Here is a 22,767-nt window from a genome sequence, read left to right on the forward strand (position 1 = left end):
AAGCTGCTCCTCGCTGGTGCTGCGGATGGTGGGCACGCGCTGCATCCCGCAAGCAGCCGAGGCGGCGCCTTCCCATGCCCGCCTGCTGGACGGGCTGGAAATCGTGGTCGAGGTGGCGCGCTCGCGGATTCATGCCCGGCCGGCCCGTCCCGCCGCCACCAGGTTTTGCGCGCAGGCGAAGTGGAGGATCGCGTGAAGAAGATTGACGCATTGAAGGATTGACGAATTGAGCCTGTGCGTCCTGCCGACAGGGGCACGGATTGGAAGCCGTGCCACAGAGCCACTGCCGGCAGGAAGGGGATTCCACTCCAAGGAAATTCGTCAATTCCTCAATCCGTCAATCGCGAGGCAGTTGCGAAACCCGATGCCCTGCGTTCGATTGAAGATTGTCGAATTTTCGAATTGACGAATTGAAGCATCCCCGGCTGTCCGGGCAATTCGACAATCCGAAAATTCATCAACTCGACAATTGCCGTGTTCGCCTGCCTCTACGTTCCCGACTTCCCCGTCGCCGCCGTTGCCCGCGGCGAGCCCGAGTTGCGCAGCCGGCCGGCAGCGGTGCTCGAAGGCGCGCCGCCGTTATTCACGGTTACAGCCGCGAACGAGAAGGCGCGCGCCGCCGGCGTCACGGCCGGCATGAACGAGCTCGAGGCTCGGGCGCGCTGCGCGGAACTTGCATGCCGCCGCCGTTCACCGGAGCAGGAGGAAGCAGCCCGCGCGGCTTTGCTGGATTGCGCCTGCAGCTTCTCGCCGCGGGTCGAGGCCACGGCGGCGGAAGCGGTGGTGCTGGATATTTCCGGCTTGGAACGCCTGTTCGGGCCGCCCGCGAGCCTGGCACACCGGTTGGCGGGACGCGCCCGTGAGCTTGGCCTTCGAGCGCGCGTCGCCGTGGCGGCCAATCCGGATGCCGCGCTCGATGCCGCGCGCGGATTCCCCGGCGTGACTGTGATCTCCGAGGGTCAGGAAGCCGAACGATTGGGCGGATTGCCGCTGGAGGTTCTGGCGCCGCCACCCGACATCCTGGAGACGCTCGAACGTTGGGGCATACGCACGTTGCGCGCCTTGGCCGCGTTGCCGGAGGTCTCCGTGGTGGAGCGCCTGGGCCAGCCGGGACTGCATCTGCAGAAGCTGGCGCGCGGGGCGGTGTCGCGCCCGCTGGTGCCTGCCGAGCCAGCGTTGCGGTTCGAGGAAACCTTGGATCTGGAATCGCCATTGACGCTGCTGGAGCCCCTGGCGTTCGTGCTGAGCCGGCTGCTGGAGCAGCTTTGCGCCCGCCTGGCGACGCGCACGCTGGCCACCAACGAGTTGCGCTTGCGCTGTGAACTCGAGGGAATGGACGAATTGTCGGATGGCCGGCATCTCCACGAACGCACGCTCCGCCTGCCCATTCCCATGCTCGATCCCGGCCTCTTCCTCAAGCTGTGGCGGCTCGATCTGGCGGCACACCCGCCGCTGGCCCCGGTCATCCAAGTGGCGTTGACGGCCGAGCCGGTGAAGCCGCAGGTAGCGCAGAACGGGCTCTTCCAGCCGCTGGCGCCCCAGCCGGAAAAACTTGAGCTGGTGCTGGCCCGCCTGGCCGCGCGCACCGGCACAGGATCCGTCGGCTCGCCCGAGATCGAAGACACGCACCGGCCGGAAGCGTTTCGTATGGAACGGTTCCAGCCAATTGCCGAATTGCCGAATCGTCGGATTGCCGGATTGAAAGACGGTCACGGAACGGCGCAGCCCGATTCGTCAATTCCCCATCTTCCTTTGCTGGCCCTCCGCCTGTTCCGTCCGCCGCGAACCGCCACGGTCGAAATGCGGCGCGGGCGTCCGGCGCGCATCTTCTCCTCCGGCACCCGCGCAGATGTGCTCTGGCTGGCGGGGCCGTGGCGTTCTTCCGGCGATTGGTGGAGCGAGCCCGCGTGGGCGCGCGACGAGTGGGACGTCGCGGTACGCAACGGCTCGGGCATCGCGCTCTACCGCCTGGTGCGCGAAGGCGAGCGATGGTCGGTGGAGGGAGAGTACGACTGAGGCAGATTGAATCATTGAGTCAATGAATCATTGAACAGCTGCCGCACCTTTTACGGATTGATTCACTGATTCCATGTACATCGAGCTCCACGCCCGCTCCGCCTTCAGCTTCCTCGAGGGCGCTTCCCTGCCCGAAGAGCTTGCCGAGCGTTGCGCGGCGCTCGGTCTGCCCGCCATGGCGCTGGTCGATCGCGACGGCGTCTATGGCGCGCCCCGCTTCCACCTGGCGGCGAAGAAAGCGGGCGTCCGCGCGCACCTCGGCGCCGAAGTAACAGTTTCAGGTTTCCAGTTTCCAGTTTCCAGAAAACCTGGCTTTTCGAAACTTGAAACTCGAAACTCGAAACTTCTGCAGTTCCGTCTTCCCTTGCTGGCCGCCACCCGTACCGGCTATCAGAACCTCTGCCGGCTGATCACGCGCGTGAAGCTGCGCGCCAGGAAGAACGAAGGAGCCGCCACCGAGCACGACCTTGCCCAATACGCCGCCGGGCTCATCTGCCTGACCGGTGGCGATGAGGGCCCGCTTGCGGCAGCGCTCGAGCGCGGCGGCATGGAGGAAGCCCGGCGCATGCTCGGCTGCCTGCTCGGCATCTATGGCCGCTCGAACGTGTACGTGGAATTGCAGCGCCACTTCGACCGCGCCGGCGAAGCGCGCAACCGGGCGGCGGTGGAGCTTGCCCGCAGCCTGGGCCTGCCGCTGCTGGCCACTAACGGCGTCGGTTATGCGCAGCCGGAACAGCGCGAAGTGTTGGACGTGCTCACTTCGATCCGCCATCATCGCACGCTCGCCACTGCCGGCCGCCTGCTGGCGCGCAACTCCGAGCGGCATCTGAAGTCCGGAGAGGAAATGGCTCGCCTGTTCGCCGACTTCCCGGAAGCCGTGGCCGCAACCCGCGAACTCTCCTCCCGCCTGGAGTTCACGCTCAACGACCTGGGCTACCGCTTCCCGCGCTACCCGGTGCCGCCCGGGGAGACCATGAACTCCTTCCTGCGGGGCCGCACGGAAGAGGGTGCGCGTACGCGCTATCGTCCGTATCACGCGCGCGCCCGCCGCCAGATCGAGCGCGAGCTCGCGCTGATCGAAAAGCTCGACCTCGCCGGATACTTCCTGATCGTCTGGGACCTGATCCGCTACTGCCGCGAGCAGGGGATCCTGGTGCAGGGGCGCGGCTCGGCCGCCAACAGCGCCGTGTGCTACTCGCTGGGCATCACCGCCGTGGACCCTGTAAGCATGGAGCTGCTGTTCGAGCGTTTCCTTTCCGAGGAGCGCGGCGAGTGGCCGGACATCGATCTCGACCTGCCCAGCGGCGACGCCCGCGAGCGCGTCATCCAGTATCTCTACCGGCGTTATGGCGAGCGCGGCGCCGCCATGACGGCTAACGTCATTACGTATCGTGGGCGCTCAGCGGCGCGCGAGGTGGGCAAGGCGCTGGGCTTCGACCCGCCCACGCTCGACCGCCTGGCCCGCCTCACCGACGCCTGGGAGTACAAGGACCCAGCCGATACCGCCGAGCGGCGCTTCCGCGACGCCGGCATCGACTTGGCGCATCCGCGCATGAAGAAGTTCTTCCAACTCTTTCAGGGCGTGCTCGACCTGCCGCGGCACCTCGGACAGCACTCCGGCGGCATGGTGATCTGCGAAGACGAATTGGACGCGGTGGTTCCGCTCGAGCCTGCCACCATGCCCGGCCGCGTGGTGGTGCAATGGGACAAGGAAGACTGCGCCGACCTGGGCATCATTAAGGTGGACCTGCTCGGCCTGGGGATGATGGCCGCGCTCGGCGACGCTCTCACCCTCATCCGCGAGGGCTACGGCGAGGCAGTGGACCTGGCGCACCTGCCGCCGGACGATCCCGCTGTCTACGCCGCCCTGCAGCAGGCCGACACCGTGGGCATGTTCCAGGTGGAGAGCCGCGCGCAGATGTCCTGCCTGCCGCGCCTGCGCCCGAAAAAGTTCTACGACATCGTGGTGGAAGTGGCCATCATCCGCCCCGGGCCCATCGTCGGCCGCATGGTGCATCCGTATCTCAAGCGCCGCCAGGGACGCGAGCCGGTCGTGTATCCGCACTCTTCGCTCGAGCCGGTGCTGGAACGCACGCTGGGTGTCCCCATCTTCCAGGAACAACTCCTGCGCATGGCCATGATCGCCGCCGGTTTCAGCGGAGGGGAAGCGGAAGAGCTGCGGCGCGCGCTGGGCTTCAAGCGCTCGGTGGCGCGCATGCGCGAGATCGAGATCAAGCTGCGCCGCGGCATGGAGCGCAACGGCATCACCGGCGCCGCCCAGGAGCAGATCGTGCAGTCCATTTCGTCGTTCGCGCTCTACGGCTTCCCGGAATCGCACGCGGCCAGCTTCGCGCTGCTGGCTTACGCCAGCGCCTGGATCAAGTGCCATTACCCGGCCGCGTTCCTGGCCGCGCTGCTCAACAACCAGCCCATGGGCTTCTACCATCCGGCAACGCTGGTGAAAGACGCGCAGCGGCACGGCGTGCGCGTCCTGCCCGCCGACGTCACGCGCTCGGACTGGCTGTGCACGTTGGAACCTACGGATTGTCGAGGGAGTGCGCGAAAGGCGCGCGTCCTTATTCCGCACTCGAAACTTGAAACTCGAAACTCGGAACACGCCGTCCGTCTCGGCCTTCGCTACGTCAAAGGCCTGCGCCGCGAGGCCGCCGAAGCCCTGCTGCGCGAGCGCGCCCGGGCGCCGTTTCGCTCCGTGGACGAACTGGCCGCCCGCATCCCCGAACTGCGCCGGGATGAGCTGGTGACGCTGGCGGAGATTGGAGCGTTGAATGCAGTTTCGGGTTTCTCATTTCTTGTTTCCAGTAGAAACCATGACAACTCGAAACTTGAAACTCGAAACTCGAAACTGGTTTTTCATCGTCGCGACGCGCTCTGGCAGGTGGAGCGGGCCGTGCGCCGCTCCGGACCTCTGCTGGAGGGTATCCACGAGGCCGAGCCCGCTTCGCCGCTCGCACCCATGAGCCACGAAGAGCGCCTGGTCGCCGACTTCCGGGGTACCGGGCTGACGGTCGGCAAACACCCCATGGCCTATCGTCGCGAGGTGCTGGACCTGATGGGCGTACGCCGTGCGGCGGACCTTCCCCGCACGCCGCCCGGCCGGCCGGTGCGCATCGCCGGGTGTGTCATCGCGCGCCAGCGCCCGGGTACGGCCCGCGGCTTCCTGTTTCTGAGTCTGGAAGACGAGACGGGGATCGCCAACGCCATCGTCACGCCGGACATCTTCGACCGCCACCGCCTTCTGCTGGTGAGCGAATCCTTCCTGATGATCGAAGGCGTGCTGCAGAATCAGGACAATGTGATCTCGGTGAAGGCGGAGCGTGTGCAGCCGCTGTCGGTCACCCGCGCTCCCACCCGCTCACACGACTTTCACTGAAGCGTAGACGGCTGATCGTGCAGCACCTGCCGGAGTTTGCGTCCCAGCGCATCGCCGCTGAACGGCTTCTCCAGATACGCGGCGCCGGAGTGGAGCAGTCCCTGGGCGGAGATGCTGCGTTCCGAATAACCGGACATGAACAGCACTCTCAGGCCGGGTCGCGCCTGCCTGAGCCGCTCTGCCAGTTCCCGCCCGTTCATTCCCGGCATGACCATGTCGGTCACCACCGCGTGGATCGGTCCCGGCTCGGCCTCGGCTACACGCAGGGCATCGGCTGCATCCTGAGCTTCCAACACGCGGTACCCGCGTTGTTCCAGGAACTCGCGTGCCAGTTCGCGCACACTTTCCGCGTCTTCCACTACCAGCACCGTCTCGGTGGCGCGCTCCGGCGCCTCTTCTGCTTCTTCCGCCGCTTCGGCCTCTACCTCTTCGAATACCCTCGGCAGATACACCTTGAAGATGGTGCCTTGCCCGGGCTCGCTATAGACCCATATGTAGCCTCCGCTCTGCTTTACGATGCCGTAGACGGTGGCCAGGCCAAGGCCCGTCCCCTTGCCCTGCTCTTTGGTGGTGAAAAAGGGCTCGAAGATGCGCGCGCGGGTTTCCGCATCGATGCCGTGGCCGGTGTCGCTCACCGCCAGCACCACACAAGGCCCCGGTACGGTGGGAACGTGGTGGCGCGCGTAGGCCTCGTCGAGGTCGACGTTCGCGGTTTCCAAGGTCAGGCAGCCGCCCTCGGGCATGGCGTCGCGGGCGTTCAACGCCAGATTGAGCACCACCTGCTCGATCTGCGTGGGATCCACTTTGACCCGGCCGAGTTGCTGTCCCGCCAGGGTGTTCAAGGTAATGTCGTCGCCGAGGGCGGTCCTCAGCATGGGTTCCATCTCCGAGATGACCTGGTTGAGATCGAGCACCCTGGGCACCAGGACCTGCTTACGGCTGAACGCCAGCAACTGGCGGACCAGTTCGCGAGCGCGGTCGGTGGCTTTCATCACGTTGGAGGCGTGACGGTGCAGCGGATCATTCTTTCCCATACGGCCCAGGATCAATTCGGCGTAGCCGCGAATCACCATCAGCAGATTGTTGAAGTCGTGGGCCACTCCTCCGGCGAGTTGTCCCACCGCCTCCATCTTCAGCACCTGGCGAAGCTGCTGTTCGGTGGCCCGCTGCTCGGTGACGTCGCGGGAAATGCCGATCACCCCGATCACCCTGCCTTGGCCGTCGCGGTACGGCGCCTTGGTGGCGGAAAAAATGCGCCCGTTGCTGCCACCCTCGTGTTCTTCGGATGTCAGCGCGACGCCCGAGCGTAGGGCCCGAAGGTCCCCTTCGCGGAAGTTGCGAGCCGTGGCCCCATCGAGCAGGTCGGCATCGGTGCGGCCGATGATCTCCTCCCGGCGGTGGCCCAGCGCCTGCGCGCATGCGGTGTTGATCAGGAGGTAGCGGCCTTCGACGTCCTTTACGAACACCACGTCGCTGGTTCCTTCGATGACGGCCTCCGTCAGCCTGTGGCTCTGGCGCAGCTCTTCTTCGGCGCGCTTGCGCTCGCGGATATCGCGCGCCACCACCTGCACCGCCGTCTGGTTCTCCCAGCTCGTGGGGATGGCGATCACTTCCACCTCCACCTCGCTGCCATCCAGGGCGATGAATCGCTCCTCCATGGCCTGCACGGAAGCCTTCCACTCTTCGGACATGCGCATGCGCAGGCACACGGCTTCGTGGAACTCGGGATGGATCAGCTCCAGCACCGGCTTGCCCAGCAACGACAGCGGCGATTCGGCGCCCAGCAGCTTCACTCCCGCCCGGTTGATGAACGCCACCTTGCCTCCCCGCTGCACCAGGATGGCATCCGGCGAAGCTTCCACCAGACGCCGGTATCGTTCTTCGCTCTCGCGCAGGGCGGCTTCGGCAAGCTGCTGCTGGGCATGCAGGGCGCGTTCGCGCAGGGCGCGGCGCACCGCCACCGGCAGGCGGCGCATGCGGTCCTTGATGACGTAGTCACACACCCCGGCCTTGATGCAGTCCACCGCCTTTCATCGCCCAGCGTTCCCGTGACCAGAATGAAGGGAATGTCCTTGCCCAGGCCGTGCAGCACCTTAAGGGCTTCCATCCCCGTCCAGTTGGGCAAGCGATAGTCGGCCAGCACGATGTCGAAGGGAGCGGCGGCCAGGGCTTCCCGGAAGGACTCTTCGGTTTGCACCACTTCACTGATGACGTCAAAACCGGCGCGCCGCAGTTCCCGCAGCGACAGTTCCGCATCCAGCAGGTTGTCTTCCACCATCAGGACGCGGAGCGGACCCTGACCCGGCGCCCTTTCGTCCGCGGAGGAATCGACTTTGGCCTGCACTTCCATACGTTGCCCGCTAGGCCGCCGGCGTCTGGTTCACGATCAGCCAGTAGAGTCCGGCCTGGCGCACGATCTCGCGAAACTGGTCAAAGTCCACCGGCTTCTGGATGTAGCTGTTGACGCCGAGCTGATAGCTCTCCACCAGGTCGCGCTCCTCGCGTGACGAGGTCAGCACGACCACGGGGATGGACCGGCGTTCCGGATCGGCCTTAAGCCGGCGCAGGACTTCGAGGCCGTCCACCTTGGGCAGCTTCAGGTCCAGCAGGACCAGGCGTGGCCGGGGCCCGGCCGCCCGCCCGGAATCCGCGCGGCCAAAGAGAAACTCCAGCGCTTCTTCGCCGTCGCGCGCCACCTCGATCGAGTTGACCAGCTTGTGATGCCGCAGCGCATGCAGCGTCAGCTCCACGTCCGCCGGGTTGTCTTCCACCAGCAGGATTTCTACCTCGTGTCCTCGCATACAGCCTCCTCGCTGAGCGGACGGGACGCGGCTTCGCCGGTCGGTCCCGCGGTGAAATAAAAGGTGGCGCCGCGGTCCACTTCCGCTTCCGCCCAAATGCGGCCGCCGTGCTTGTCCAGGATGCGCCGGACCGTGGCCAGTCCTACGCCTGTGCCCTCGAAGTCCTCCTGCCGGTGCAGGCGCTGGAAGACTCCGAACAGCTTGTCGGCAAACTTCATGTTGAAGCCCACACCGTTGTCGCGAACGAACAGCACTGTCTCGTCCCCATCTTGCTTCTGGCCTACTTCAATCACCGCCCGGGCCCGGGGCCGCGTGTACTTAAGGGAATTGGAGAGCAAGTTGGCGAACACCTGCTTCATCAGGTTGGGGTCACAGTCTGCAAAAGGAAGGTCTGCGATCCGCCACTCCACGTCCCGGTCGTCGGTTTGCGTGCGCAGTTCGGCCACGGCCTCGCCCGCGAGATTCTTCAGGCTGGTAACCTGGCGGTTCAGCTCGCGGCGTCCCACGCGCGACAGGTTCAGCAGGTCGTCGATCAGGTGGCCCATGTGCCGGCTCGCTTCTCCAATACGCTCCAGGCACCGCCGTGCTTCCGGTTCCAGGCCCGAAGCCCAACCTTCCTGCAGAATGCGGGCGAAGCCATCGATGTGGCGCAGGGGCGCGCGCAAGTCATGGGCGACGGAATAACTGAAGGACTCCAACTCGCGGTTGCTGGCTGCCAGTTCCGCGGTGCGCTCGACCACCCGGTTCTCCAACTCCGCACGCGCTTCTTGCAGTTCCGCGTCCCGCTCCTCGATCTGCGCCAGCATCTGGTTGAAGGTCTCGATCAGCAGTCCCACCTCGTCGCGGTTGCCTGGCTGGGCACGCACGGAATAGTTCCTTCCCTGGGAGACGACCCGGGCGGTCTCGGCCAGCTGCAGCATAGGGCGAGCGATCAGCGGTTGCAGCCGTGAAGAGATGAACAAGGCGGCGAGAAACGAGACTCCTAACACCAGCAACAGGATGGCGGAATAGCGTTTTACTCGCTGGTCCATGCCTTGCAGGTCGGACTGGATGAACACCGTGCCCAGCACCTCGCCCTGTTCCACGATCTGGCGGAACAGGACCAGTCTGCCGCCTTCGAAGGAGTGCCGGTCGGCCCGCAGGCCCAACTCCCCCGGCAGGGAAGACTCAGGGTCCCTGCCCTGGCGGCCGTAGAAGGCAAACAGCCGGCCTTCGCGGGTGTAGATCGCGGCGGCACGGATTTCTGGCTCGGCCTTGAGAGCAGCCAGCGTTTGCTCGGCCGAGCGCGGGTCCCTGAACAGCAGCGCGGCGGCGCTGTTGGAGCCGACGATCTGCGCCTGCGTGGATACCCGTGCCAGGATCTCTTTCCGGAAGGCCGTCCATTCGTAGGCCAGAAACGCCGTGGAGGCGAGTACCAGTGCCGTCCCGCTGGTCAGCATGCTCATCCAAGTGAGCTTCTTCCTGATCGAGTAGTCGCGGACACGAATCATCGTTTCACCCCCGGGGCTGCTGGTGTTCGCGGATGATCGTGGCCAACTTGAGCAGCTGGGAGCTCACCGTGAGCCCCTCCTGCTCGGTCGCATCCAGATTGATTTCGAAACGCACCTTGCTTCCTTCCAGCCGGAAGTTGATCATGCCCCCGCGGTGAGCGAAGCGCTCCGCTTCACCCACAGTCAGCACGCTACGGCCGCGTAGCGCCGCCAGGATTTGGGCCAGCCGGCCGTTCTCAGACGAGCTGATGAACAGAATGTGGCAGTCGCCCGCGTCCTCGACACGCTCCGGTCGGCGCGCCACCAGCTTCCTGCCCTGGATTGACTTCCCTTCGATCAGCCCGTCCAGGACCGGGCCGAAGGGATCATCTCCCAGCACGCAAATCGTCAAGTTAGCGGGAGGCCGGGCGCGCGCCGGCCACTCCACAAACCTGCCGAAGTTGTAAAGAAACGCCGCCTTCACCTGGTACTCGGTGGGTGCGGGGTTCTGCGCCGGGGCGTTCAGGCAGGCCCACACCACCACGCACAGGCCCCCCGGCCACAGCCTGCGGTTAAGCTTGCTCATGCATGACATGCCGGTGCTCAATGCCTCCATGACAGCTGGAGGTAAACTCCACGGCGAATCTCGGTCCGACCAGCGTTGCCGCCTCCGAACTCCAAATGGTGCCCCGCAAATAGGTTCTGCCCCACTACTGCGATCTCCCACGGCGGCCTCGGACGCCACCCTAGGCGAGCGTCCGCGGTCGCATATTGGGGGACCCCCTGGCTGACCAGCTCAGCCACGTAGCGAAGGGTCACATCCAGATCGATATTGCGAGTCAGGTTGGCGAACGAACTCAGCGAGAACTGGTGGCGCGGGCTGGAGCCTTCCGTGGATTTCTCTGTTCCTACGTCGAGGCTGCCGGGCTTGCGGCTCAGGTTGACTCTCAAGAAGGAGTAGGCCGCCTTGAAACGCCAGCGGCCGGTCGCCCGCCAGTCTAGCGCCGCCTCGGCTCCCCATGTCCTGCCCTCCATGCCGTTGCGGACGGTAACCGGTACTGCCAGATGCGGCGGGGGCGGCGTTGCTTCGAAAAACGGTGTGCCTGGCTCTATGCTCAACAGGTCGAAATAGCGGTTGTAGAAGCCGGTGAGGTCAAGAAAGAGCTGGTCCGTAGCCTGCACACGGTACCCAAGCGCCTGGCTGAGCAGGGTTTCCGGAACAAAGTTCCTGTCTCCAAGGAAGCGCGAGAAGGTCGGCGTCACCGGCTCCAGCAGGCTGGTGCTCTCCAGGTCATGCTCCACTCGGGAGGGCGTGCGCACCGCCCGCGTGATCGCGGCCCAAAGCGTGTGCCGCCTGGCCGGCTTCCACAACACGCGTGCGCTAGGTTGTAGCTCCCAGGCGCTATAGCTGTTGTGCTCTAGCTTGGCGCCCACGGTCAGCGTTAGTCGATCCTCGATCAGCGTAATCCCGTCCTGGAGGAAGGCGCTGAACAAGTGGTCGGTGCGCCGCGCTGGCCGGAAGACGATGGTGGGGACGCCGGTGAACTCCCCGGAACTGAGACGATAGCCCGCGCCCCAGTTTAGGTCGTGGTGCCGGCCGAGCCGCAGCCGGTTCTGGAAGTCGAGATCGAAAGTGTCGCGAATCTCGCGGAATGTGGGTTCATCCCGATCGGTGCGATCGTAGTAGAACTGCAACGCGGCCTCGCTGTCATTGCCCAGGGCGCGCCGCCAGCGCCCCAGCACATTTCCTCCAGACAGGTCTGCGTTCTGCTGCACGGTGGCGACCGAAGGCGGCGAGAGGATCGTGAAGGAGACGCGCTGCCCACTCTCCCCACGGTACACGTCCCCCTGCAGCGTGAAGTGGTCACGCGGGTTGAGTTCCCAGTCGCTGCGAAAGCCCGCCTGCCCCATCCGCCAGTCGTCAAAGTTGTTGCCGGCGGCATGAAACCCCGGGTCGCGGTTGAAGAACTTACCGTAGACGCGATAGGCGTTGTTCTCTCCCCAGCGTCCGCCATAACGGAAGCTGCTGAAGCCGCGATCCACCGTGCCCGCCCCCGCACTCACCAGCATTCCCTGCGTGTCTCTTGCCTCACGAGTGATGACGTTCACCACCCCGTTCACCGCGTTGGCGCCCCACAGAGTGCCCCCCGGCCCCCGAATTACCTCGATGCGCTCAATGTCTTCCAGGGGCGTGTCTTGCACCTCCCAGTACACCCCGGCAAACAGCGGCGTGTAAACGCTACGGCCATCCATCAGCACCAGCAAGGAGCGCGACAGCCGGCTGGGGAACCCCCGCGTCCCTATGGCCCACTTGTTCGAGTCGACGCGCGCCACGATCACCCCCGGTGCCAGTCGCAGTGCCTCGGGGATGCTGGTGGCCCCCGAGCGCCGGATGTCCTCCTGGGTGATCACGTAAATCGCCGCGGCGACTTCGCTACGCTTCTGCGGCTTCTTGCCAGCGGTGCTGACCTCGACGTTGGCCAGCTCTTCGACGCTCAGTTCCGTGAGGTCCCGCGGCTCCTTCTCCGCCGGGGCACTTTGCGCCGCAGCCGAGACCACTCCCACCCAGCCCACAAGCACGAACGCCCCAATCCCTGCCACGACGAGGGCTGCGGCCCGGGAAACCAGCAGCAACCTGGCGACTATCCGGCGATTGGGGTCGGCGGGCATAGGCTGGAAGTTCACCGTGAACACAGCGCCGCCGGCTACGGGGAGCGGTAGTCCACGCTGAATGCTAAGGATAGCCACAGCGTGGGAGGAGGTTGTGTCGTTACCGCAGCCTAACCCCTCACGATTATTCGATTTGGAACCACTGCCTTTTTGGGAATGCCTCGCGGTGCGTTGTCTGACCCACCGGTTCTTCCGCGAGACTGCGTTTTGTTTGCCCCAATCGATCCCCGAGCGCCGATTGTGAAAAGTCCGTGACTCACGGTGAATTCCACAAGTTTTTGCGCTAGATTAGAGAGTGACTCCACTGCCTCGAGCAGATTCCGCTGGCAAGGAGTGAAAACGCCATGGCCACGATCAAGCGCAAGAGCATCGGTTCCGCCGGCCGCGCGGCCAAGCCGCCCAAGTCGGCCCAGTCCGATCCCAACCACGCCCCCTCTGTGCTCGACGGGCTGGAGGAGGAGATTCGCGAGCGCGCCTACGAGCTCTATGTCGAGCGCGGCTACGAGGATGGGCACGACACTGAAGATTGGCTGCGCGCCGAAGCCGAGGTTCTGGCCCGCCGCGACCTCCGTACCGCCTGAGCAGGAGCCGCTTCCGCCTTTCCTGCAGGCGTGACGTATGTCACATCCCGCCGTCCGTCCCTATGTAAGCATGGCTTCTTGGCGGTTGGGGTTTGCCTAAGTCCTTTCGGTTTGAAAGAATTAGACGCCCCTCCTGAATATGGCTGAGTTTGGCAGCTACGCGCTCCTGCTCTCGCTGGCCCTGAGCGTCTATTGCTTCGGCGCCGGCCTGATGGCGCTTTTGCCTGGCGCTTCCGAGCGCCTGGGTGAGACGGCTCGCCGCGCCGGGATTGCCCTCTTCGTCGCGCTTTCGGGCGCGTGTGTCGCCCTGGTGGTCTCTGCCTTCGTCAACGATTTCTCCAACTCCTACATCGCCCGGCACAGCAATCGGGAACTCGGCTCCGCTTACAAGTTCGCTGTGCTCTGGTCCGGACAGGAGGGCTCGCTCTTATTCTGGGCCTGGCTGCTGGCCGGATACGGCTTGCTGGTCCGTGTGCGCCATCGTGTGGATACCCGGCTGGTGGCCTACGCCTCGCTCATTCTGGCGGGAGTGGAGGTCTTCTTCCTGCTGCTGGTCAACTTCGCCGCTCATCCCTTCGCGCTGCTGCAGGGCAACATTCCCGCCGACGGCAACGGCCTGAATCCGCTGCTGCAGTATCCCGAGATGGTGATCCACCCGCCCATGCTCTACCTGGGTTACGTGGGGTTCACCGTCCCGTTTGCATTCGCGCTGGGCGCGCTCATCATGCGCTATCCCGGCGAGAAGTGGATCCACATCACGCGACGCTGGACGATGGTGACCTGGTGCTTCCTCACCATTGGCATCTTTCTGGGCGGGCACTGGGCCTACTCCGTGCTGGGCTGGGGCGGCTACTGGGGTTGGGACCCGGTCGAGAACGCTTCCCTCATGCCCTGGCTCACCGGTACTGCGTTCCTGCACTCGGTGATGATGCAGGAGAAACGCGGCATGCTGAAGGTGTGGAACATGTGGCTCATCTTTTCCACCTTCCTGCTCTCCATCCTGGGCACTTTCCTCACCCGCAGCGGCGTGGTCAGCTCGGTGCACGCCTTCGCGCAGTCTTCCATCGGGACCTGGTTCGTCGTCTTCCTGGCGCTGACCTTCTCCGTGTGCCTGTTCTTTTTCCTGCGCAACCGCGACCACCTCAAGAGCGAGAACCGCCTGGAATCTCTGCTCTCGCGTGAGTCCAGCTTCCTGTTCAACAACCTGGTGCTGCTGGTGGCTTGCTTCGCTGTGCTCTGGGGGACGTTGTTCCCCATCCTCTCGGAGTGGGTGCAGGGCACCAAGATCACGGTGGGACCGCCGTTCTTCAACCGCGTCAACATTCCCATCGGCTTGTTCCTTCTGCTGCTGACGGGCGTCGGGCCGCTACTGGCCTGGCGGCGCACTTCGTGGGAGAGCCTGAAGCGCAGCTTCGGCATCCCCGCCCTGTTCGGCGCGCTGACCGCGATCGCGCTGATTCTCAGCGGCATGCGGCCCTGGCAGGACGCGTCGGTCGCCTACTCGATCATGGCGATTGCGCTGGCTGTGCTGGTCACCCTGACGATCGCCACCGAATTCGTGCGCGGCGGGCGCGTCATTTCCAGCCACACCGGCCAGAACCTGATGGCGGCGATGGTCCAGCTCACGCGGCGCAATACCCGCCGCTACGGCGGCTACATCGTGCACTTTGGCATGGTGGTCCTGTTCGTAGGCCTGGCGGGCGCGGCCTTTAACCGCGACGTGGAGCAGGAAATGGGCTTCGGCGACTCCATGACCATCGGTCCCTACACCCTGGTGAGCCGCGCGTACACGCAGGATGACAACGCCAACGCCTTCCGCGACCTGGCCATCCTCGACGTCTACAAGAATGGCAGCTTCATCGCCACCATGTATCCGGAGCGCCGCTTCTACAAGGCCAGCGACCAGACCGCAACCATCGTGGCCAACCGCTCCACCCTTAAGGAAGACCTGTACCTGGTCTACGCCGGCAAGAACGAGGAAACCGACCGGCCCATCATCAAGGCCCACCTCAACCCATTGGTGATGTGGGTGTGGATCGGTGTGGGAATCGTCGTCCTGGGGACGCTGATCGCCATGCTGCCCAACCTGCAGCCGGCCGCGGCCGTCGCAAGAACCCGTGCAGCCGAGCCGCGTGCGGAGACGGCCAAGGAATCGGAAGCCGTGGAGGTCGGCGACTGATGGGTTTCCGGTTGCCAACGCGGGCGTCACGGTACACGCGCCGCGCTTTTCACGCTCTCGCCGTCGCCCTGGTCTCGATCCTATTCCTCGGCGCCGGCGACACTGCCGCGCGCTACCAGCAACTGGGCAATTCGCTGATGTGCACCTGCGGCTGCCGCCAGATCCTGCTGCAGTGCAACCACGTGGGCTGCTCGGCCTCCGACCGCATGACCAAGGAGTTGCAGGCCGCGCTCACCCGCGGTGACTCGGACGATCTGGTCCGCCAGGCCTTCGTGCAGAAATATGGCGAGACCGTACTGGCGGCGCCGGAAGCCAAGGGCTTCAACCTGATCGCCTGGATCATGCCGGGGGTTACCTTCCTGGTCGGCACCCTGCTGGTGGTTTGGGTGGTGCAGCGCTGGCGCCTGCACGGCGCTGTGGCCGGGGCGGAGATTGCATCCCCCGCGCTCAATCCTTATCGCGAACGTGCCCGCAGGGAGACGGAGCTATGATCGCCGCCGCTTGCCTCCTGCTCACCGCGCTGCTGCTGGTTTACATCTTCTATGTGCGCGAGCCCGAGTTCGCCACCCCGGAGAAGACGCGCCTCGCGTACCTGCTGGAGCGCAAGGACGTCGTCTACGACAACCTGCGCGACCTCAACTTTGAGTTCAAGGCGGGCAAGTTCCCGGAGCGCGACTACTTCGCCATGCGCGACACTCTGGAAGCCGAAGCCGCTCAGATCCTCGCCGAGATCGATGACATCGAACGCAGTCGGGCTCAAGGAGCTCCCGCATTCTGAATCTTTCATCCCTATGAGACTTCGCCAAATTGCCCTTCTCACCCTAGTGTTGCTCCCTCTCTCCGCCCTTGCCCAGACACTGACCGGCACCGTCCGCAACTCGACTACGGGCAAGGCCCAGCCCGGCGCCGAGGTCGTGCTCCTGCGCATGGACCAGGGCATGGAGGAAGAAGCGCGGACCAAGTCTGACGCCCAGGGCCGCTTCTCCTTCACGGTGGCCGACGCCAACCTGCCGCGCATGGTGCGTGTGAACCACCAGGACGTGAACTACTTCCGCCAGGCGCCGCCGGGCACGGAGTCGGTCGAGGTTGAGATTTTTGACGCGGCCGCCAAGGTTGAGGGTGTCCGCGGCATCGTGAACGTCCTGCGGTACCAGGCGGACGCTTCCGGCCTGCAGGTGACTGAGGTCTACGGCATCAAGAATGAGTCCAGTCCCCCGCGCACCTGGATGGACAAGCGTACCCTGCAGGTCTACTTGCCCGCCGGCGCACAGATCGACAACGCTCTGGCCGCCGGCCCGGGCGGCCTGCCGGTGAACTCCGCGCCCGTGCCCATGGACGACAAGGGGCACTACGGTTTCGTCTTCCCCATCCGCCCGGGCGAGACCCGCTTCCAGCTCTCTTACACGCTGCCTTACAGCGGGCAACTCGACATCAAGCCGCGGCTCACGCTGCCGGTCGAGCACCTGGTGGTCATGCACCCGGCCTCCATGCAGTTCACGCCCGCCCCCGGGTCCGCCGGCTTCCAACAGAATATGGAAGACCAGGGCGCTCTCATCCACGTGGCCACCACGGTCGCACCCGGTGGCGAACCGGCGTATCGCATTGCCGGCACCGGCACGATGCCGGAGATTGGTTCCACCGCGGGAGGCTCGGCGGCGGCAGCCGCTGCCAGCGGAGGCTCCGCTCAGGGCCGCGGTCCGGGTGGCGGCCTCGGCCCGCCTTCGGAAGCTCCCGACCCGCTGCGCCAGTACCGCTGGTGGATCCTGGGCGGCTTCGCGTTGCTGCTCGCCTTCGGCGCTTTCCAGATCATGCGGCGCCCGCGTCCCGCGCCCGCTGCCGCCGGCGGCGCTACTGTTTCCGTCGCTCGGCCGGTGGTTGCGGGTGTCTCGCCCGCCGCGCCATCGACGGCCGACCGTTCTTCCCTGCTGCTCAACGCTCTCAAAGAAGAACTGTTCTCGCTGGAACTGGACCGCCAGCAGGGACGCATCTCTCCCGAAGAGTATGAAAAAGCCAAGGCGGCCCTCGACCTCACTCTGGCCCGCGCCGTAAGCCGTACCAAGAAGGCCGGTTAGCGAAGTCGAACCTTTCCAGCGTTGAGTCCGTACCATGTCGGTGGAGTCTGCTCTACGCTTTTTCCGTGACCCTTACCACCGGAGGCTTCCGGTCGTGCACCCCGGGAACATCCGCTTTCATCTAATGCCTGTAGACTGAGGCACAAGAGAATCCATGGGAAACACCTTCAAGACGGCATTTCTGCTCACCGCGATGACGCTGCTGCTCATGATGCTGGGGCGCGCGTTCGGCGGCCCGAACGGCATGGTGTGGGCACTGGGGCTGGCCGTGGTGATGAATTTCGTCGCCTATTTCTATTCCGACAAGCTGGCACTGGCGGCCTACCGGGCGCAACCCGCTACCCGCGAGCAGTTGCCCCAGGTCTATGACACTGTGGAGCGGCTGACGCAGCGCATGGGTATGCCCATGCCCAAGCTGTACGTCATCCCCACCGACTCGCCCAACGCTTTCGCCACCGGCCGCAACCCGAACCACGCGTCCGTGGCGGTGACCGTGGGCATCCTGAAGCTACTGAACAATGAAGAACTGGAAGGCGTGCTGGCGCACGAACTGGGCCACGTGAAGAACCGCGATATTCTCATCAGCTCGATTGCGGCGACGCTGGCCGGCGCCATCACGTATTTCGCCAGCATCGCCCGCTGGGGCCTGATCTTCGGCGGCTACGGCGGCCGTGGCGATCGCGATCGCGGTGGCGGGATCGGCGCTCTGCTCATGCTGTTCCTGGCCCCGCTGGCGGCCATGCTCATCCAGCTCGCCGTTTCGCGCTCGCGTGAGTACGCCGCCGACGCCACCGGCGCCGAGCTGACCGGCAATCCCTATGGGCTGGCACGGGCCCTGGAGAAGCTGGACGCCTATTCCAAGCGCTTGCCCATGGCGGCCTCGCCTTCCAGCGCGCACCTGTTCATCGTGAAGCCGCTCTCGGGCGCGGACTTTGCTGGCCTGTTTGCCACCCATCCGCCGATTCCCAAGCGCATCGAGCGACTGATCGGGCGGGCAGGCGTGCAGGTTTAGGCGTACGAGGGCCACGTTGACAGCCGCGCGGGGCTCACCGAAAATAGAAGTGTTGTTCCTGCCATCAGAGACGCGCCGTCTTCCCGCGGCGCTCGCTCTCCGAAGTGCCGAAGTGGCGGAATTGGCAGACGCGCATGGTTCAGGTCCATGTGCCCGCAAGGGCGTGGGGGTTCGAGTCCCTTCTTCGGCACCAGCCATCCTGGGATCGTTGATTAGGTCCTCGACCCAGAAGAGGCAGCGAACCGCAACACGAACTCACGCTGTTCGGTAGTCTCCGGTACTGAAAATCCTCTTGCTAGGCCGATCATGAGCAGCGCTTCCTCCGGCGCAAAACCCAAGCGCACCAGGAGGCAAGCCGCCAGTAGCGGTGAACGCCCGATTCCCGCACGACAGTGGATTACAATGACTTTCCCGTCCTGCAGTTTGGTCACCAAGCGGTCGATAGCTCCGCGGAACGTAGCGTCCAGTCGAGGAACGGATCGATCTTCGATCGGGACACTGAGATATCCCACACCCGCCGCACGACAAACGCTGCCTTCACTCGCGAGGTCAAGGTCAGCAGCTTCGGCCTCGGTCAGCAAGGACACTAGCGTGTCCACCCCTGCATCCTTGAGCGCAGAAACTTCGTTGGCAAGCCAGTCTCCACCACGAGGTCGGGAAACGATGCCCAATCGGACGTTAGTCGTTGCGTTTATCCAGTAAATCAATCTTGTGAGGAGGATTCTAAGGTTGTATTACCGTCTTCCGCCCTTGGCCAGGCGCTCGGCGCGCTCCAGGGGGATGACCACGGCGAAGCGCAGCGCCACCATCAGCAGTCCGAGGGCGAAGATCAGCCAATCGAGGCCGAGGAATTTCCAGCTTCCGGCGACGATGCTGCGCGCGACCTGCTCCACCGGTAGGGCGATATTCTGGATCAGGCCCATCAGCGGCGTGCCCGCGATGAACTTCTCTTTGAGCAGCCCACCGGCCACCACAAAGTGCAGGAAAAACGCGAAAGGTACCAGCATGGAGGCATAGGAGACGAAGAGACGCACAAGCTTGAGCGTCCAGTACATCTCCCGGCGAGCCTGGGAGGGAGGCGGCGGAATTTCGACCTCGCGCAGCGGCGGCGCAGCGCCGGATTCGCGAACGTACCGCGCCGGCGCCCTGGGCTGAGGAGGAGGTGCTGCCGGCGGCGGCGCGGCGGGAGCGCCGGCTCCCGAGGGCGTGCGGTCGGAGAAGGTGCGCGTACCCTGCCAGGGCGCAACCGTGCGTCGCGGTGGAGGCGGGGCAGCTTCCGGCACGCGCATGGCCGTGGGCGCCGGGGGAACCGCCATGGCGGTGGGGGCAGCGGCAGCGGCCGGCGCGGGCGCGGCGGGCTGCGCGCCGGAGGGCATCCTGCCGGAAAGCGCCGCCTCGATCTTCTTGAGCCGAGTGACGATCTCCTCGGCGCTGGGCCGCTCCTCGCGCTGCTTGCGCACGCACATGTGGATGAGCTCATGCAGCTCGGTCGGCATCTCGGGATTGACTTCCCGCGCCGGGCGTGGCTCTTTCTTGAGGATGTTCAACAGCGTGGCGCCAATGGATTCGGACTCGAAGGCCTGCTGCCCGGTGGCCATCTCGTAGAGCATGACCCCGAACGAGAAAACATCGGTGCGCGTATCCACCTCGGCGCCCATGGCCTGCTCCGGCGACATGTGGCTGGCGGTGCCCATCACCTGGCCGACCTGGGTCTTGAACTCCTTGGGGTCGGGCTCGACGGAAAGCGCCGTAGCGTCATAGACCATGGTCTTGTCCTGGCGCGGGGCGGCGACTCCCGACTTGACCTGTTCCTTGAACTTGGCCAGACCGAAGTCGAAAATCTTGGCCTGACCACGGTGGGTGACCATGATGTTCTGCGACTTGATGTCGCGATGGATGATGCCTTTCTCATGCGCCGCCGCCAGGCCGCTGGCCACCTGGATGGCGGTTTCGCAGAGCTGCCGGATGGGCATCGGCCGGCCGCCGATGAGTGCCTTCAGCGTCTGGCCCTCGACGTACTCCATGACGATGTAAGGCGTCTCGCCATCGGTCCCCATCTGGAAGAGCACCAGGATGGCGGGATGCTGCAGAGCGGAAGACGCTTTGGCTTCACGCAGAAAGCGGGCCATGGCCTCACGCTGGAAGCCCGGCGGGATGCTGGAAAGCATCTTGATGGCGACCGGGCGGTCCAGTTGCAGGTCGGTGGCGCGGTACACCACGCCCATGCCGCCCTCGCCCAGCTTCTGGTCGACGCGGTACTGGCCGATGGTCTTGCCGATCATCGCTCCCTCCGGGAGCGCGGGCGCACACCTCAGCCCGAGCCACACGAAGGCGGCCACGCCCTCAGAAGCCTGAACGCGGAACTCAGGCCGGAACCTCCTGGAAGGGATCCAGGGATGCTTCGCTGGGAGTCACTATGGGACACACGGTATCGTGCCGGGACCGGAGTGTCAATTACACAAATTGACGGGGGTGCGGGACCACCTTTGTCCCATTCCGGGGCGTCAATCCTCGGGGTCGGGGACGCCGTAGATACGGACGCTGCCTTCCTTGCCCTTGACCTGGGCGCTGCCCAGGTCGACACATTCGATCTCCCTCTTGACCGTTTCGTAGATGAGGTCGTTGACCAGGATCTTGCAGGGATAGGCTTTGGTCAGCCCTTCCAGGCGAGAAGCCACGTTCACGGTGTCGCCGATCACGGTGTAGTCCATGCGCTGTTCCGAGCCGATGTTCCCGCTGACCGCCTCACCCCAGGTGATGCCGATGCCGGTCTCGATCGTGGGAAGGCCGCGTGATTCGCGCACGCGGTTGTATTCGCGCAGGGCGCGACGCATTTCGATGGCGCAGCGCACCGCCCGCAGGCAGTCGTCGTCATGGTGAACGGGCGCTCCGAACACCGCCATGATGGCGTCGCCGATGAACTTATCCAGCGTTCCCTCGTAACGGAAGATGGGATCGATCATGCGCGTGAAGTAATCATTGAGCATTTCCACCACTTCTTCCGCGCTCAGGCGCTCGGAAAGCGTGGTGAAGTTGCGGATGTCGGAGAAGAGCACGGCCACGACCGAGCGATTGCCGCCCAGCTTCAGGCGGTCGCGGTCCTTGAGGAGCTGCTCGGCGATCTGGCGGGTGACGTAGCGGGAGAGCGTGGACATCAGCCGCTGCTCCTGGGTGATGTCGTCGGCGACCACCACCACACCCAAAGATTTGTCCTTGCTGTCCTTGAGAGGCAGGACGTGAAGATTGACGTTCATGGTCTCTTCTTCGTTCTTCAAATACTTGACGTCGTAGGCGGTGTAGCTCTCGCCGCCCTGGACGACCTGGCCGATGGCGTCCACGATCTCCGGATTCTGGTCGTGGCCGAAGAACTCGGTGTAGGGCTGTCCGGGCTCGAGCTCGCCGCCGCGCCAGAAGAGGTCCAGGCCGGCCAGGTTGCAGTAGGCCAGGCCGCCCTCGGGGTCGAGTGTGACCACACCGGTGGCCATGGTGCGCAACATGCTCTCGTTGTAGTTCTTCATGTAGCGCACTTCCTCGAACATGCGCGAGTTCTCGAGCGCGATGGCGGTCTGGGAAGCCAGCGCGGCCATCAGCTCTTCGTCTTCGGCGCTGAAAGGGCCGGTGCGCTTGTTGAGCACCTGCATGACGCCGATGATCTCCTGCTTTTCATCGCGGACGGGCATGGTGAGGATGGAGCGGGTGCGGTAGCCGGTGCGCTTGTCCACCTCCGGGTTGAAGCGCGGGTCCTTGTAGGCATCCGGGATGTTGACGGTGCTTCCGGTGTTGGCGACGTGGCCGACGATACCGGCGCCTTTGGGCACTCGGATCTCTTTCATCTCCGGACCCTGCGCGACCTTGGACCACAGCTCGCCGGTGACGCGGTCCACCAGGAAGAGCGTGCAGCGCTCGGCGTTCATGGCCGCCGAGGTCTGCTCGACGATGGTCTGCAGCAGTTTGTCGATTTCCAGTTCGGCGGAGACTTCGCGCATGACGTTGAGCAGGATCTCCGAGGTCTTCATGCGCTTCTGCACTTCTTCGTTGAGCAGCGCATTCTGCACGGCGATGGCGGCCTGCGAGGCGAAGGCTTCGAGCAGGGTCTCGTCATCCGCGGTGAAGACGCCGGCGCCCTTGTTCAGCACCTGCACCACGCCCAGAATCTTCCCCTGGCGATTGCGCATGGGCACGGCCAGAATGGTGCGCGTGCGGTACCCGGTGCGCTTGTCCACGTCGATGTTGAAGCGCGGGTCCTGGTAGGCGTCCGGAATGTTGAGGGTCTCGCCGGTGCGGCCCACGTGGCCGGCGATGCCGGCGGTGAGAGGGACGCGGATCTCCTTCATATCCGCGCCCTGCGCCACTTTGGACCAAAGCTCGCCCCTATCCTCGTCCACCAGGAAGATGGTGGAACGATCGGCGCCGAGCACCTCGGTCGCCTTCTGCGTGATCTTGAGCAACAGGTCGTCGAGCTGGCGCTCAGCCGCCAAGGAGCGCATCACGTCCAAGAGGACGGAATAGGTCGCGGCCGGGTCGCGGCGTGGACCTGGCTTGGACTTGCGACTGGGGGAACGCGTGGCCATCAGAG

The 22,767-nt window shown here is 64.9% G+C and carries 16 protein-coding genes and 1 tRNA gene; 10 read left to right on the forward strand and 7 right to left on the reverse strand.

The features are described 5' to 3' along the window. The 3 genes from VLE48_07825 to VLE48_07835 form a co-directional block, all read left to right on the forward strand. The coding region (locus VLE48_07825) for a hypothetical protein (GenBank protein ID HSA92903.1) at positions 1-196 on the forward strand (196 nt) is incomplete at its 5' end. Between the two features lie 278 nt (positions 197-474). Next, positions 475-2,016, forward strand: coding sequence for a DNA polymerase Y family protein (locus VLE48_07830; protein ID HSA92904.1), 1,542 nt, complete (start codon positions 475-477; stop codon positions 2,014-2,016). Positions 2,017-2,089: 73 nt separating this feature from the next. Then, a complete protein-coding gene (locus tag VLE48_07835; GenBank protein HSA92905.1) occupies positions 2,090-5,407 on the forward strand; it encodes an error-prone DNA polymerase in 3,318 nt (1,105 codons plus the stop codon). Here VLE48_07835 and VLE48_07840 read toward each other — a convergent pair. The 5 genes from VLE48_07840 to VLE48_07860 form a co-directional block, all read right to left on the reverse strand. After that, entirely contained in the window at positions 5,401-7,431 is a 2,031-nt protein-coding gene (locus VLE48_07840; protein HSA92906.1) for a PAS domain S-box protein, read from the reverse strand. The two genes, VLE48_07835 and VLE48_07840, sit on opposite strands and share 7 nt — an antisense overlap. Before the next feature lie 336 nt (positions 7,432-7,767). Beyond that, positions 7,768-8,208 carry a response regulator gene (locus VLE48_07845; GenBank protein ID HSA92907.1) on the reverse strand — a complete coding sequence of 147 codons (441 nt, stop codon included), beginning with the start codon at positions 8,206-8,208 and terminating at the stop codon, positions 7,768-7,770. Next, positions 8,190-9,698, reverse strand: a complete 1,509-nt coding sequence (locus VLE48_07850; GenBank protein HSA92908.1) for an ATP-binding protein — start codon at positions 9,696-9,698, stop codon at positions 8,190-8,192. Before VLE48_07850 ends, VLE48_07845 begins: the two co-directional genes overlap by 19 nt. A 4-nt stretch (positions 9,699-9,702) precedes the next feature. Continuing rightward, positions 9,703-10,263, reverse strand: coding sequence for a YfiR family protein (locus VLE48_07855; GenBank protein ID HSA92909.1), 561 nt, complete (start codon positions 10,261-10,263; stop codon positions 9,703-9,705). A gap of 17 nt (positions 10,264-10,280) precedes the next feature. After that, entirely contained in the window at positions 10,281-12,371 is a 2,091-nt protein-coding gene (locus VLE48_07860; GenBank protein ID HSA92910.1) for a TonB-dependent receptor, read from the reverse strand. Between the two features lie 320 nt (positions 12,372-12,691). On the opposite strand from VLE48_07860, the gene VLE48_07865 reads away from it, so the two are divergent. The 7 genes from VLE48_07865 (at position 12,692) to VLE48_07895 (ending at position 18,384) form a co-directional block, all read left to right on the forward strand. Further along, complete coding sequence (locus VLE48_07865; protein HSA92911.1) at positions 12,692-12,928, forward strand: DUF2934 domain-containing protein; 237 nt, start codon at positions 12,692-12,694, stop codon at positions 12,926-12,928. Between the two features lie 139 nt (positions 12,929-13,067). Further along, a complete protein-coding gene (locus VLE48_07870) occupies positions 13,068-15,107 on the forward strand; it encodes a heme lyase CcmF/NrfE family subunit (GenBank protein HSA92912.1) in 2,040 nt (679 codons plus the stop codon). After that, the gene (locus VLE48_07875; protein ID HSA92913.1) at positions 15,107-15,598 is read left to right on the forward strand and encodes a cytochrome c-type biogenesis protein CcmH; all 492 of its coding nucleotides are present in this window, start codon (positions 15,107-15,109) and stop codon (positions 15,596-15,598) included. Before VLE48_07870 ends, VLE48_07875 begins: the two co-directional genes overlap by 1 nt. After that, the gene (locus VLE48_07880) at positions 15,595-15,885 is read left to right on the forward strand and encodes a hypothetical protein (protein ID HSA92914.1); all 291 of its coding nucleotides are present in this window, start codon (positions 15,595-15,597) and stop codon (positions 15,883-15,885) included. Before VLE48_07875 ends, VLE48_07880 begins: the two co-directional genes overlap by 4 nt. A 13-nt stretch (positions 15,886-15,898) precedes the next feature. Next, positions 15,899-17,179: a carboxypeptidase-like regulatory domain-containing protein gene (locus VLE48_07885; GenBank protein HSA92915.1), complete on the forward strand. Its 1,281-nt coding sequence runs from the start codon at positions 15,899-15,901 to the stop codon at positions 17,177-17,179. 154 nt (positions 17,180-17,333) lie between these two features. Continuing rightward, positions 17,334-18,191, forward strand: coding sequence for a zinc metalloprotease HtpX (locus tag VLE48_07890; GenBank protein HSA92916.1), 858 nt, complete (start codon positions 17,334-17,336; stop codon positions 18,189-18,191). Between the two features lie 106 nt (positions 18,192-18,297). Further along, positions 18,298-18,384 (forward strand) — tRNA-Leu (locus tag VLE48_07895). Positions 18,385-18,925: 541 nt separating this feature from the next. On the opposite strand, the gene VLE48_07900 is transcribed toward VLE48_07895, so the two are convergent. Continuing rightward, positions 18,926-20,473 carry a serine/threonine-protein kinase gene (locus VLE48_07900; GenBank protein ID HSA92917.1) on the reverse strand — a complete coding sequence of 516 codons (1,548 nt, stop codon included), beginning with the start codon at positions 20,471-20,473 and terminating at the stop codon, positions 18,926-18,928. A 222-nt stretch (positions 20,474-20,695) separates the two neighbouring features. Continuing rightward, entirely contained in the window at positions 20,696-22,762 is a 2,067-nt protein-coding gene (locus tag VLE48_07905) for a GAF domain-containing protein (GenBank protein ID HSA92918.1), read from the reverse strand. Between the last annotated feature and the right edge of the window lie 5 nt (positions 22,763-22,767).

Source organism: Terriglobales bacterium (assembly GCA_035454605.1).
Taxonomy (GTDB): Bacteria; Acidobacteriota; Terriglobia; order Terriglobales; family Acidobacteriaceae; genus DATMAB01.

Excerpts from the sequence above, each read along its gene's own strand:
- VLE48_07835 (HSA92905.1), top strand. The coding sequence starts at position 2,090 with ATGTACATCGAGCTCCACGCCCGCTCCGCCTTCAGCTTCCTCGAGGGC.
- VLE48_07845 (HSA92907.1), bottom strand. The coding sequence starts at position 8,208 with ATGCGAGGACACGAGGTAGAAATCCTGCTGGTGGAAGACAACCCGGCG.
- VLE48_07850 (HSA92908.1), bottom strand. The coding sequence starts at position 9,698 with ATGATTCGTGTCCGCGACTACTCGATCAGGAAGAAGCTCACTTGGATG.
- VLE48_07855 (HSA92909.1), bottom strand. The coding sequence starts at position 10,263 with ATGAGCAAGCTTAACCGCAGGCTGTGGCCGGGGGGCCTGTGCGTGGTG.
- VLE48_07865 (HSA92911.1), top strand. The coding sequence starts at position 12,692 with ATGGCCACGATCAAGCGCAAGAGCATCGGTTCCGCCGGCCGCGCGGCC.
- VLE48_07870 (HSA92912.1), top strand. The coding sequence starts at position 13,068 with ATGGCTGAGTTTGGCAGCTACGCGCTCCTGCTCTCGCTGGCCCTGAGC.
- VLE48_07875 (HSA92913.1), top strand. The coding sequence starts at position 15,107 with ATGGGTTTCCGGTTGCCAACGCGGGCGTCACGGTACACGCGCCGCGCT.
- VLE48_07880 (HSA92914.1), top strand. The coding sequence starts at position 15,595 with ATGATCGCCGCCGCTTGCCTCCTGCTCACCGCGCTGCTGCTGGTTTAC.
- VLE48_07885 (HSA92915.1), top strand. The coding sequence starts at position 15,899 with ATGAGACTTCGCCAAATTGCCCTTCTCACCCTAGTGTTGCTCCCTCTC.
- VLE48_07890 (HSA92916.1), top strand. The coding sequence starts at position 17,334 with ATGGGAAACACCTTCAAGACGGCATTTCTGCTCACCGCGATGACGCTG.
- VLE48_07900 (HSA92917.1), bottom strand. The coding sequence starts at position 20,473 with ATGATCGGCAAGACCATCGGCCAGTACCGCGTCGACCAGAAGCTGGGC.
- VLE48_07905 (HSA92918.1), bottom strand. The coding sequence starts at position 22,762 with ATGGCCACGCGTTCCCCCAGTCGCAAGTCCAAGCCAGGTCCACGCCGC.